Below are 12,935 nucleotides of genomic sequence, written 5' to 3' on the forward strand. Positions count from 1 at the left end.
GGGCGAACACGTCGCCCCCGTGCGCGCGGGCGATCTCGCTCACCATCGACAGCCCGAGACCGGAACCGGGCAGCCCGCGGGCCTCCGTCGCCCGGTAGAAGCGCTCGAACACCCGCCCGAGCTCTTCCGGGTCCACGCCGGGGCCGCGGTCCAGTACTTCGATCACGCCCTTGCGCACCCGGATCTCGATCGGGTACGCACCGTCCGGGTCGAACTTCGCGGAGTTCTCCACGGGGTTGGCCAGCGCGCGCTCCAGCGAACCGGGCCTGCCCCACACGACGCTGTCGTCGGCGTCCACGACGATGTCCCGCCCGGTACGCCGACTGGTCCGCTTGGCCACCCGGTCGGCCACGTTCCGCAGCGAGACGGACACCATGTCCTCGTCCTCGTGGTCCCCGGTCGCCAGGCCGACGAGCTCGTTGACGAGCCCGGTCAGTTCGCGGGTCTCCCCCTGCAGGTCGTCGATGAGCCGGTCCCGCGCGGGCGGGCTCAGGCGGTCGGCGTTCCCGAGGACCTGGACGTTGGTGTGCAGGCTGGTCAATGGCGTGCGCAGCTCGTGCGAGGCGTCCTGCACCAGGCGTCGCTGTTCCTCCTTCGACCGGGTCAGGCGCGCGAGCATCGCGTTGAAGGCGTCGCCGAGCCGGCTCACCTCGTCGTGCCCGCCGATGCCGTTGCGGGTCTCTCCCCCGCCGCTGTCGGGCGCGACCGGGTCCAGGCGCCCGGTGGAGCTCACGTACTCGGCGGCGTCGGTCAGTCGCACGAGCCGGTCCGTCATGCGGTGGCCGACCAACCAGCCCACCGCGGCCGCGCACAGGGCCACGAACAGCCCCACCCACAGGATCTGGGTGGCCAGACGGTCGATGATGCTCTCGGTGGGCGAGATCCGCTGCACGAGCTGCACGGCCCCGGTCTCGTCCCCGAGGGAGACCGTAGCCAGCCTCAGGCGCTGGTCGTCGGCCTCGGCCTCGCGGATGTCGACCTCGCCGGGTTGCTCTGCCCCTGCGACGTCCAGGTCCCGTTGGGCGGGAGGGAACTGGAGTATCTCCGTCGTGCCCTGATCGGCGACGGCCACGGTCCGGCTGCCGTCGGGCCCGAGGTACTGCACCTGCGAGTGGCCGCCGGGCACGATGAGCGCCCCGGAACGCCCCAGCCCCCCGTCGCGCTCGTACCGGTCCACGACCGCGTCGGAGACCTCCCCGACGGTCCGCTCGAACTCGTTCTGCACGTCGGTGCGGATCAGCGTCGCCGCCGTGGTGTAGGCCAGCGACCCCACCAGGGCGATGGTGACGGCGGAGACCAGCGCGAACAGCACGGCGAAGCGCGTGCCCAGGCGCCAGCAGCGCGGGTTCAGCAGCACACCCTGACGGTGGTGCTCTGAGCGCCGGGTGTCCGGAGCGGTCACGGGACTCACCCCTCGGGTCGGATCGTGTACCCGACACCGCGCACGGTCTGGATGAGCGGTGGCCCGTCGTCCTCCAGCTTGCGGCGCAGGTAACTGATGTAGACGGCGAGGTTCTTCGACTCCGGGCCGAAGTCGTAACCCCAGATCCGGTCGTAGATGGTGGTGTGGTCGAGCACGATGCCGGCGTTGCGCACCAGTAGCTCGAGCAGGTCGAACTCGGTCTTGGACAGCTCGACCTCGCGTTCGTCCCGCCACACGCGGCGGGCCCGCGGATCGATGCGCAGCCCCCGAACGGCCAGCGGACCGTCCTCGCCGGCCTCGGTCGCCGGGGTGGCCCGCCGGAGCAGGGCCCGCAGGCGGGCGAGGAGCTCCTCGAGCTCGAACGGTTTGGCGAGGTAGTCGTCGGCGCCCGCGTCGAGCCCGGCGACCCGGTCGGGGGTCTCCACGCGCGCGGTGAGCATGAGGATGGGTGTGCGGTCGTTCTCGGCCCGCAGCACGCTCGCCACGCCGAGCCCGTCCACGCCCGGCATCATGACGTCGAGCACGAGCAGGTCGACGGGTTCGGCGTGCACCTCGGCGAGGGTGCGCACCCCGTCCTCGGCCGTCCGTACCCGGTAGCCCTCGAGTTGGAGCGCGCGCTCCAGGGAGTCCCGGATCGCACGGTCGTCGTCGGCTACGAGCACGGTGGGCGTGGGTTCCATGGCGCCATGCTGCCGTATCCGGGTGAGAGGCCGGTAAGAGCTCGCCGAGACCCCGGTGGAGGTCAGTTCACCGTGAAGGCCGAGGTCACCCGGGCAGGAGCCCATGGCCGGGGCCGTACACCGGGCAGCGTGAGCCCCGTATCCCTCACACGCCGGGGTCGAACTCCTCCGTGCGCTCCATGCCGGCGGCCCGGCCCTTGCCGGCGACGACGAGCGCCATCTTCCGGGACGCCTCGTCGAGCATCTCGTCGCCCAGCATCACGGCCCCGCGCCGGTCCACGGTGGTGGCGTGCTCGTAGGCGTCCAGGATCAGCTCGGCGTGGTCGTAGTCGGCCTGGCTGGGCGCGTACACCTCGTTGGCCGCCTCGACCTGCAGCGGGTGCAGCACCCACTTGCCGTCGAAACCCAGCGCGGCGGTGCGCCCGGCCGAGCGGCGGAAGGCGTCCACGTCCTTGATCTGCAGGTACGGCCCGTCGATGGCCTGCACGTCGTGTGCGCGGGCCGCCATGAGGATGCGCATGAGCACGTAGTGGTAGGCGTCACCGACGTCGTAACCGGGCGGCTGCTCCCCCACGACCAGGGACTTCATGTTGATGGAGGCCATGAAGTCCGCCGGCCCGTACACGAGCGTCTCCACGCGCGGCGAGGCGCCGGCGATCGCGTCGACGTCGACGAGCCCGCGGGCGTCCTCGATCTGCGCCTCGATCCCGATGCGCCCGACCGGCAACCCGTTGGCGCGCTCGATCTGGGTGAGGAGGGTGTCGAGCCACTCCACGTCGCGGGCGGCGGTGACCTTCGGCAGGACGAGGGCGTCGACGTTCGCCCCGGCACCCTCCACGACGGTGATGACGTCGCGGTAGCACCACTCGGTGGAGATGTCGTTCACACGCACGGACCTGATCTTGCCGCCCCAGCCGCCCTCGTTCAGCGCGGCGACGACGGTCTCGCGGGCGAGGGCCTTCTCCGCGGGCGCGACGGCGTCCTCCAGGTCGAGGAAGAAGGCGTCCACGTCGAGCCCGCGCGCCTTCTCGATGAACCGGGGGTTCGACCCGGGGACCGCGAGGACCGACCGGCGCGACCTGAGTTCAGCCATGTTCCGCCACCACTCCGTAACAGCGTCTTCGTCTTCGTCCCGGACCGGAACGCCTGCCCCATGGTGGCACCGGGCAGTGCATAGAGTGAGTTCCGGGTCCTGTTCGGGCCCGCGGGACGTCTTCGAGGGGAGCAGGGGCATGGCCGTGACGTCACACCCGACCAACGCGCACTGGGGCAGTTACCAGGTGGTCGTGGACGAGGGCCGGGTGGTGGGCGTGCGCCCGAACCAGGAGGACCCCGCCCACTCCCCGATCATGCAGAACGTGCCCGACGCGCAGCACCACACCACCCGTGTCGCGCGCCCGACCGTGCGGCGCCGGTGGCTGGACCACGGTCCCGGCCCCGACCCGCGCCGGGGCGACCCCGAGGACGACTACGTCGAAGTGGAGTGGGAGACCGTCCTGGACCTCCTCGCGCGCGAACTCGACCGGGTGCGCACCGAGCACGGCAACCAGGCGATCTACGGGGGTTCCTACGGCTGGGGCAGCGCCGGCCGCGTGCACCACGCGCAGAGCCTGGTGCACCGGTTCCTGAACTCCATCGGCGGTTACACACGTTCGCGCACGACCTACAGCCACGGCGCCATCGAGGTGCTCTTCCCGCGGATCCTGGGCACGCCGATCGCCAACCGTATGCTGCACCGGGCCCCGTCGTGGACGCAGATCCGCGAGCACACCGAGCTGCTGGTGTCCTTCGGCGGCCTGCGGGTCTCGAACACGTGGAACACGTCGGGCGGGCGTGCCGCGCAGACGGCGGGGCCGTCGATGCGCGCCGCCTCCGACGCGGGCGTGCAGTACGTGTCACTGTCCCCGCTGCGCGACGACATGCCGGACGACGTCAAGGCCGAGTGGGTCCCGGTACGTCCGGGCACGGACACCGCGGTGATGCTCGGCCTCATGCACGTGCTGTTCACCGAGGACCTCGCCGACACCGGGTTCCTGGACCGCTACACCGAGGGCGCCGACGTCGTGCGCTCCTACGTGCTGGGCGGCCGGGACGAACAGGGCAACCGCCCCGGCCTGGCCCGCACCCCGGAGTGGGCCGAGCGGGTGAGCGGTGTGCCCGCAGCCGAGATCCGCGAGCTGGCCCGGCGGATGGCCGAGAAGCGCACCCTGGTGAACGTGGGCTGGTCGGTGCAGCGGGCCCGCTACGGCGAACAGCCGCTGTGGGCCGGGCTGGCTCTGGCGTGCTGCCTGGGCCAGGTGGGCCTGCCGGGGACCGGGTTCGCGTGCGGCTACGGTTCGATCGGCAACTACGGCGGTGGGTCGACGCCCCTGGGGCTGCCCCGCCTGCCGCAGGGCGACAACGCCGTCTCGGAGTTCATCCCGGTCACGCGCATCGCAGATGCCCTGCTCCACCCTGGCGGGGCCTACCGATTCGACGGTGAGGACCGCCGGTACCCCGACCTGCGGTTGGTGTACTGGGCAGGCGGCAACCCCTTCCACCACCACCAGGACCTCAAGCGCCTGACCAAGGCGTTCGGGCGCGCTGAGACCGTCGTGGTCAACGAGACGCACTGGACTGCGACCGCCCGCCACGCGGACATCGTCATCCCGGCGACCACCACGCTCGAGCGCGACGACATCGCGGCGAGCCGGGGCGACCTGAGCGTGCGCACGATGCCGCGGGCCGTGGCGCCGCACGGGCAGGCCCGCAACGAGTACGACACCTTCGCCGCCCTCGCCGAGCGCCTGGGTTCCGGGGAACGCTTCACCGAGGGCCGTACGAGCTCCCAGTGGCTGCGACACATCTACGAGCAGTGGCGTTCGATGGTGGCGCGCAAGGACATCGAGGTCCCACCGTTCGAGACCTTCTGGGCCCAGGGCCGGGTGGAGATGCCCGGTCGTGTCGAGGACGAGGCACTGCTCGGCGAGTTCCGCGCGGACCCGGACCGCAACGCACTGCGCACCCCGAGCGGGCGCATCGAACTGTTCTCCTCCACCATCGACTCCTTCGGCTACGAGGACTGCCCCGGCCACCCCGTGTGGTTCGCGGGCCCGTCGGTGGGCGACCGCACGGGTGAGTTCCCGTTGGTCATGGTGGCCAATCAGCCGAGCGGGCGCCTGCACAGCCAGCAGGACATGGGCGCGCACAGCAGGTCGCAGAAGGTGCGGGGCCGCGCTCCCCTGCGCCTGCACCCCGACGACGCGGCCGGACACGGTGTGGACGACGGCGACGTGGTGCGGGTCAGCAGCGCAGTGGGGTCCTGCCTGGCCGGGGTCGTGGTGAGCGACGCGGTCGGCCCGGGCATCGTGCAGCTGTCGACCGGAACCTGGTACGACCCCTCGTCCCCGGACGTCGACTGCGCGCACGGCAACCCGAACGCGATCACGGAGGACGTGGGGACCTCGGCACTGAGCCAGGGGTGCACGGGCCAGCTGACGCGGGTGCGGCTGGAGCGGTTCGCCGGGCCGGAGGACGGTCTGCCCCCGGTACGGGCCTTCGAGCCGCCGCACGGTGTCACCGGGGTGTGAGCCGGGCGGGGCCGCCCGCCGGCGTCGGACGCGGTCCTCCGATCGGCCGCCCGGGGGCAGGTCGGGAGGGGGACCGGGTTCCCACCCGACCGTGGCCGCGGCAACGCAGCAACCGAGCAGCGTCTGCCGACAACCGTGTCTTCACGCTGAAAGGGCGGGCCCATCGCGTGGGCCCGCCCCTTCGTGGGCCGATACCGGTCACACGTGTCCACCGGTCAGGTCGTACCCACAGTTGGGGTGTGTCGCCTCCAGGCCCGCAGGGGTCGCGGTACTCGGCCGCGCCCGCGTCTCACGGAGACGAAGGGGAGAGGGTCACAGCTGGTAGCGGTGGATACCCCAGACGAGGTCGCCGGCTTCTCCGCGCTTCACCCACTCGCGCAGTCCGGCCTTCATCTTCTTCAGGTAGTCAGGGCTGATCTTCCCGGTGAGCTCGCTGTCACGGCGCTCGGTCTCTGCCAGGACTCGTCCGTAGTGGATGGGCAGCTGCTTGCTGAGGTCGTCGAACCCCAGGTCCTTGAAGCCCGCATCGGCAGTGGACTTCCGGTAGAAGCCGAGCGTGCCCATGGACGTCAGGTGCAGCCGCTCCAGGATCGGCCCGAGGGTCTCCACGGGGGTGTCGTCGTCGGCCATGAGGTCGGTGAAGATGAACCGACCCCCGGGCACCAGCACCCGGGCGACCTCCCTGACGACGCCGTCCCGGTCGGCGCTGTGGGAGAAGGCGTCCTGGGACCAGACCACGTCGAAGCTGTCGTCCTTGAACGGGAGGTCCTGGAAGGAGCCGTCCACCACATCGATGAGGTGGTCGAGCCCCTCGGCGCGGTTGGCCTGGCGGTTGCGCTCGTTCTCGACCTCACTGAGGTTGAGACAGGTCACCTTGCAGCCGAACTCCTTGGCCAGGTGACGGGCGGATCCTCCGTAGCCAGCACCCACGTCGAGGATCCTGGTGGAGCTGTCGGGGCCGATGTGGGAGGCCATGCGCTCGACGGACCTCGCGCTGGCCTTGGGGATGTCGTCGGTGTCGGTCAGCCCTTCCACACCGCGGTAGAGCCCGACGTGGATGTCGGTCCCGCCCCAAATCTCGTAGTAGAAGGTGTCCGCGTCGGAGCTGTTGTAGTACTCCCGTGCGGTCTGGACAGCGGTCGAATACTCGGGGGCAACGTCCGGCCGTTTGATGGTCACTCTCCTGTCTCTAGCTGACAAAGCCTCATCCATTGAAGGTGACAGTACGTGCCTGAGTCCAGACTTCTCGTGCGAAGAGTTCATGAAAAGCCGGAAACCAGGCACCGGACGGGGCCTCATCGGTACAGAAGTCGATCAATGCCGCGGGGCAGCACGAGCCCGAGGAGACTGGGTGCCGCGTACCCCACCTGACCGGGGGCAAGCATGCCGAGAACGGCTCCGGTGTTGGCCGTGGGCGTGCGCAGGAACGAGCCCGCGCGAGGGTGTGCGTGAGGCACTCCGTTGCCGATGGTGAGAAGGCTCACCACCGCGGTCAGAGCCACCCCCGACCACGCGAGGTCGGCGGTTCCGAGTCCTGCGAGCCAATACTCCAGGTGTGTGTACGCACTCAGCGCGTAGGCACCACCGTCGGTGGGAGCGGGCCCGGGCTCCGGCCACGGACCGATCAGCGCGAGCACGAGCGCGAGGACGACGGAGGTGCCCCCGGTGATCCCGCCGGTCGCGGCCAGACCGATGCGGCGCGCGACGTCGCGGGCGTCCCGGGTGAGTTCGTCCTCGGACGGGTAGTGGCGCCAGGCGCGGCCGCGGGAACGGGCCTCCCCCATCGCGTTGGCACGGCGCCACCGCAGGAGCCGCAGGGTGTCGCAGTAGGCGGCGGGGCCGCGGCGCAGGGCGATGAGCGCGACAGTGAATTCGTGCACGATCGCCGACACGGTCGTGGCGAGGACGGTGGGCAGTTCCACCCACCACAGGGCCATGCGGCGGAACGCGGGCGCGATGTCGGCCGGGACACGAACGCGCCAGGCCACCGAGCGTCCGCGGGTCCAGCGGCGCAGCGGCGCGAGGGGCGGCTGTCCGGGCAGGGGCGGGGTGGACTCCGCGGCGGTCGCGATGAGCCGGTGGTCGGCGGCCACGGCGCACACGAGCACCAGGAACAGGAAGAGGACGGTGAGCGATCCGCCGCCGAACAGGGTGTGCACGGCCTCGGTCGCCGGGTGCAGCGCCGCACCTGAGGCCCGGGCATTGAACGCCAGGTGGTCGAGGTAGGAAACGGTGGCCGCGAGGACCGGCAGGCTCCACAGCCATCCGCGGTGTCCGACGACCGCCAGGCCGAGCGCACCGCCGACGAGCCCCGTAGTGACGGCGTGGCCGGCGAAGACGGTGAGGGCCTCCTCGGGTCCGACCGCGAGCGCGCTCCCGGGCAGCAGGATCCCGCCCGTGGTCACGGGGCCGTCGAAGCCGGGCGGGATCTGCACGAAGAGGCGTTCGGCGAGCTGGAGTCCGGCACCGGTGGCGGCCGCGAGCAACAGGTGGTCGACGGCGGACATGCGGCGGGCCCTGCGGCGCGCGAGCACGAACACGAGCAGGAGCGGGGCGAGCTTGCCCACTTCCTCGACGGTCACGGCGATGTAGGTGTGGGCGTACACCCCGGCCGGGTCGGCCCCGAGCGCGCCGGCGAGGGCACCCTCCGCGAGGGCGAGGGGCCACACGAGCACGAACCCGACGGCGGTGAAGCGCAACAGGGTCGCGAAGGAGACGGTACGCGAGCGGGAGAGCCAGGCCAGCTGGAACAGCAGGACGTAGACGGTCAGCAGGGCGGGCAGGACCACGCCGAGCCCGGGGAGGAACCACGGGACGACCAGTAGCGCGGCGACCATGAGCCAGCTCCACGCGCCGCGCAGGGCCCTGCCGGCGCGTGCGGCCCCGGGCGAGTTCCGACGGATCCCGGAGACACCACGAGCGAGGCGTTCGTCCAGGTCGGGGCCGGGACCGCGGGGGGTGCGGGCGTGTTTGGCGCCCGCGGGCAGGCACTGGTAGACCTGCGCGGCACGCTGGAGTTCGGGGCCGCCCTCGGCGCGGGCCCGGTTCCCGAAGCGGCGGCGGGCCTGGGGGATGTCGGCCCCGACGAGTTCGCGCACGAAGTCGGCAGGACCGGCGGCCACGGTGAGTTCCGTGGACGTGACCAGCACAGCCGCGGAGAAGTCCTCCACGCACACGAGGAAGTCGGTCGGCTCGCGTCCCCACCCTCGCACGAGGTCGATGAGCACGTCGGCGTTGAGGGGGATCTGTGTGACCGGTTCGTAGGAGTACTGCGACCGGGTGCGGCAGACCAGCAGCCGGTCGACACCCATGGCACGCCCGGCATCGATGACCGCCTCCACGAGATTGCGGTCCCGGGGCACGAGGAAGGGGGTCGTGACCTTGCCGTCGGCGCGGATCCACGCGGGGTCGAGCTCGCTGGGGCCGGCGCAGACCCGCAACACGAGGTCGCGGGTCAGCATCGCCTGGTCTTCCATGTGGGTCCTCGTACCGGGGGGAGAATACGACGCTGCCGCTCGTTCCGGGGCGTTCCGGCCCCGGGCGGCCCGCCCGAGCATAGCCGCGGCCCTCGGCCCGCGACCACGCCCGCCCGCAGTGCTGCTACCTGGCGACGGTCTCGGGACGGGAGGCACGGGGGCCGCCGCCGAAGGCGTCGGTGCACAGCTGCACACCGTGCCGTACCAAGGGCAGCGACAGCGCCCACCCGACGAGCGCCCAGCCGAGGTTCACGTGCTCCAGGGCGCGAGCGAGGGCCCGGACCCCGCTCCAGCGGTTCCCGAGGGTGTCCTCGTAGGTGAGCCGGAACAGGACCTCCGGGTGGTCGGCGGCCGGAGAGACGCGCAACCGCACCGGACGGCGGGCCTCCACCCACGCACGGACCTCGCGGCACACGGAACATTCCGCCGCCACGTACAACGCCCCTTCCGCGCGGTCGGGCCACGGACGCCACCGGGGCACCCAGGGGCGCACCCCGCGGCGGTAGTGCTCCCACCGCTCGCCGAAGGCCGCGCGCAGCTGCGCGCCCTCGTGCCACGCAGCAAACCCGGCTGCACAGGCCAGAGCGACCACCGCCCCGAGCAACAACACAGGGTGGAGCACGCCGAGCACGAGGTAGACGCAGACCACGGTCGCCTGCATCGGGTTGCGCACGTACGCGTACGGTCCGCTGGTGACGAGCCGCGCGGGCGGATCGTAGGGCAACGGGGTTCCGTTCCCTACCGCCGCGAACTCCCGTGCCGCGGCCAGGCCGGGCAGGGACGCGAGCGCCAGGGCCTGGACCGCCGCGGACAGCACCGGGCCGGAGAGCCCGGCCACCTCGGGCGCGGCCACCGCAACCGGCAACACCACCATGAACCCCAGCGCCAGGAACGCCTGCGCCCACATTCGCGTGTGCACGAGCGTGCCCCGCAGGGTCCAGTGCGCGAGCAGCAGCGCCGGGATGAGACCGACGGCGGTTCCGGCCAGCTCCCCGAGCACCCACCACGGACCGAGCACGACGACGGGTTCGGCCAGGGGCATGAAGAGTGTGTCGAACCAGACCAGCACCACGACCAGCAGCGGAACAGGCAGATACCGGAGCGCGAGAGCGGGCAACGCTCCCCACAACACCGCCCACGCGAGCAGGAGATCGACCGGGATCCCCTGCCACACGGCGCCCTCCGCGTGGAAGTCCCACCAACCGATGTGCAGAGCCACCAGGTTGAGTGGGACGAGCGCCAGCAGCGACCACGCGGTCGCCACGATCATCGCGGCCGTCTCCCGGCGTCCGGGCGGACGCAACAGGCACAGGGCGATCAGCGGCAGAAGCGGGAAGAACAGGGCGGCACCACGGATCGCGAGCGCCGGCAGTTCCGCCGTGTCCACGCCGGTCACCGTTCCTCCCGGGTCTGCTCGAGGTCGGCCTGCTCGAGCGCGGCCTCGGCGAAGGTGTCGGCGAGGTAAGAGGCGGCCAGGTCGGTGGCGTACGACTGCGCCGGACCGAAGTACCAGGAGGGTTCGAAGGTTCGCTCGTACTCGAGGGTCCAGTCGAGGCGGGTACCTCCCGTGGCCGAACGTTCCCAGACGACCTCCGCGCCGTGCATGCTCATCCAGCGGTCGAAGGCGGTGTCGTCGGTGACGGCGAAGACGACGCGTCCTCCGTAGGCGTGGGTGTGGCTCTGCACGACCTCGAGATCCATGTGGCGGGGCTCGGCTTCGGCGCCGGGGCGCAGGGCACGGCGGTCGGTGAAAGCCACGTGCCGGACGTCGCCGGGCTCCAGGCCCTCGCCGGAGGCCTCGACAGGCTCGGGGAAGGGGACCGACCGCAGGAACAGGGCCTCGGGCTCGCCGTACTCCGGCGGCGCGGCCAGCGCCGCCGCCACGTGTTCGGGCCCGGCGGCGACCACACGTCCGCCCTCGCCCTGCCCTTCCCTCGGCAGCAGGGAGAAGCCTCCGACGCCCTCGGCCGTCAGCAGGATCAACAGCGGCAGGGCGACCAACACGTGGGTGGAACGGTCGTCGTTCCCGCCGGTCACGCGGACCAGGAACCAGGCCACCAGCGCGGTCACCCCGTACAGGAGGGGCGCTGCGATGACGAGGCACACCATCCCTTCGCCCAGGAGCGGGCCGGCGAGCAGGAGCGCGACGGTCAGGACGGCCAGCGCGATGCCGACGGCGCTGCGCGGGCGCGCGAAGAGCACCACGAGCACGGTCAGGAGTGCGGGAAGCCCGACGTAGAACAGCGCGGTCTGGTCCAGCGCCCCGAACCCGGTCACACGCAGCCAGAGAAGGAAGGCGAACAGGGCCGTGACCAGAACCGCGAGGAGCAGCCTCGCGCTGCGCTCACCGGCAGGCACCGGTCCGGGTGGACTCATGTCGGCTCCTCGTCCCAGGGGGCCGCAACGCCCGCCCGAATCCTCATCGCTCGATTTAATCAGTTGATTAAACCGTATGATGCACGGGCCCACAGAAGAGTTCAAGGGGAAGACCATGGCCAAGAGCGGCGGCAATCGCAGGAGCAGCGCCGAGACCAGGGACCGCCTCGTCACCGCCGCGGGCGAGGCCCTGCGCGAGGAGGGCAGGGCCGGCGCCTCGGCACGAGCGATCGCGACCCGCGCCGGAGCCAACTCCGCGCTGGTCTTCTACCACTTCGGCGGGGTCGACCAACTGCTCCTGGCCGCACTCGACCGCTCCAGCGACGAGCGCATGCGCATGTACGACGAGCTCGCCGGGCAGGCCCGCACGCTCGAGGAACTCGTCGAGGCGGCCACACGCATCTACCGCACCGACCTGGAACGCGGGTACATCACGGAGTTCTCCGAGCTCGTGGCCGCGGCCGTCACCCAACCCGAGCTGCGGCCGGAGATAAGGACCCGCGCGGAACCCTGGATCGCCTTCATCGAACGGCACTGGAACCGAGTCCTGGGCGGGTCGGCGCTCGGCCGCATACTCCCGGCCCGCGAGGTGGCCAACGCCGCGATCACCTACTACCTGGGCGTCAACCTCTTCTCAGTCCTGGACGAGGACCACAGCCGCACCGAGGCCGTGCTCGACCTGGCCGGAGCGATGGCGCCGCGCGCCAAACTCCTCACCCTGCGGCTCCCCGGAGCCGGAGAACGGCGCGCGGAGATCTGAGCCCTGCACGCTCTGGTGCCCGCGGCGCGGACACCGAGCACGGATCGCGCGCGACCGCGCTCTTCCGGCAGGGCCCCATCGACCGGGCTCTGCCGACCGGGCTCTGCCGACCGCCCCCTACTGGGTCATGTTGGGGCCTTCGCGGGGGCGGGTGTTCTGAATGACGGGTCCGGTTCCGGGTGTGGGGTGTTCTGTGGTGTTGCCTCGGGGGTGGTGGTTCGTCGGGGGCCGGGATCCTAACCCGGCCGGGCCGTTTCGCAACCCGCGTCGGCGCCACCCCCGGACTCGTTCTCTCGGCGGGACGGTGCGGGTGTGGTGGTGGGTCGGTCCCTGGCGCCTCGGGGTGTGCGTTCCGGCCCTGTTGGCCGGGCTGACCCGACCCGCACCGACGAACCCCCTTCCACCCCCGAGGCCCCCTGGCAGCCCAAAGGAACGGGATCCAAGGGCCACGGCCCAAAAGGCCGACCCCCTGGGGTGGCCCCATTGCGACCAACGCTTGCGGCGTGGGCATGGCGGCTCGCTCCTGCGACGGCGAACTGCTCGGCCCCGCGCACTCCCGGTTGGGCATTGAGTGTCGGGGGGCGCGTGGGTGTGTGGACGGCCTCCGGGCCCCGCGCACTCCCGGCGGAGCATTGAGGCCAGGGGTGACAG

Annotated in this window: 9 protein-coding genes (1 of these 9 running past the window's edge); 2 read left to right on the forward strand and 7 right to left on the reverse strand. The window is 71.7% G+C overall.

What is annotated here, in order from left to right; translation table 11 throughout:
* From D474_RS0124845 to D474_RS0124855, 3 genes are all read right to left on the reverse strand, one after another.
* Positions 1–1,402: the 5' portion of a sensor histidine kinase gene (locus D474_RS0124845; protein ID WP_017616186.1), read on the reverse strand. Its footprint begins 35 nt before the window's first position; 1,402 of the gene's 1,437 nt are visible here — the first part of the coding sequence; the start codon lies at positions 1,400–1,402; the stop codon falls past the left edge of the window.
* A gap of 5 nt (positions 1,403–1,407) precedes the next feature.
* Positions 1,408–2,103: a response regulator transcription factor gene (locus tag D474_RS0124850; protein WP_017616187.1), complete on the reverse strand. Its 696-nt coding sequence runs from the start codon at positions 2,101–2,103 to the stop codon at positions 1,408–1,410.
* Between the two features lie 145 nt (positions 2,104–2,248).
* Positions 2,249–3,196: an HpcH/HpaI aldolase/citrate lyase family protein gene (locus tag D474_RS0124855; RefSeq protein WP_017616188.1), complete on the reverse strand. Its 948-nt coding sequence runs from the start codon at positions 3,194–3,196 to the stop codon at positions 2,249–2,251.
* 139 nt (positions 3,197–3,335) lie between these two features.
* Between D474_RS0124855 and D474_RS0124860 the strand changes: the two genes are divergently transcribed.
* The gene (locus D474_RS0124860; RefSeq protein ID WP_017616189.1) at positions 3,336–5,672 is read left to right on the forward strand and encodes a molybdopterin-dependent oxidoreductase; all 2,337 of its coding nucleotides are present in this window, start codon (positions 3,336–3,338) and stop codon (positions 5,670–5,672) included.
* Between the two features lie 312 nt (positions 5,673–5,984).
* On the opposite strand, the gene D474_RS0124865 is transcribed toward D474_RS0124860, so the two are convergent.
* The 4 genes from D474_RS0124865 to D474_RS0124880 all read right to left on the reverse strand — a co-directional run bounded on the left by D474_RS0124865 (position 5,985) and on the right by D474_RS0124880 (position 11,524).
* Positions 5,985–6,851 carry an SAM-dependent methyltransferase gene (locus tag D474_RS0124865; RefSeq protein ID WP_017616190.1) on the reverse strand — a complete coding sequence of 289 codons (867 nt, stop codon included), beginning with the start codon at positions 6,849–6,851 and terminating at the stop codon, positions 5,985–5,987.
* A 116-nt stretch (positions 6,852–6,967) separates the two neighbouring features.
* Complete coding sequence (locus D474_RS0124870; RefSeq protein ID WP_017616191.1) at positions 6,968–9,148, reverse strand: protease PrsW; 2,181 nt, start codon at positions 9,146–9,148, stop codon at positions 6,968–6,970.
* A gap of 124 nt (positions 9,149–9,272) precedes the next feature.
* Positions 9,273–10,544 carry a methyltransferase family protein gene (locus D474_RS0124875; RefSeq protein ID WP_017616192.1) on the reverse strand — a complete coding sequence of 424 codons (1,272 nt, stop codon included), beginning with the start codon at positions 10,542–10,544 and terminating at the stop codon, positions 9,273–9,275.
* Complete coding sequence (locus tag D474_RS0124880; protein WP_040704420.1) at positions 10,541–11,524, reverse strand: hypothetical protein; 984 nt, start codon at positions 11,522–11,524, stop codon at positions 10,541–10,543. Before D474_RS0124880 ends, D474_RS0124875 begins: the two co-directional genes overlap by 4 nt.
* 115 nt (positions 11,525–11,639) lie before the next feature.
* Between D474_RS0124880 and D474_RS0124885 the strand changes: the two genes are divergently transcribed.
* On the forward strand, positions 11,640–12,284 hold the full coding sequence (locus tag D474_RS0124885) for a TetR/AcrR family transcriptional regulator (RefSeq protein WP_026118782.1): 645 nt from the start codon (positions 11,640–11,642) through the stop codon (positions 12,282–12,284).
* Positions 12,285–12,935 lie beyond the last annotated feature (651 nt).

It is taken from the genome of Nocardiopsis salina YIM 90010 (genome assembly GCF_000341025.1).
In the GTDB taxonomy this organism is placed as follows: Bacteria; Actinomycetota; Actinomycetes; order Streptosporangiales; family Streptosporangiaceae; genus Nocardiopsis; species Nocardiopsis salina.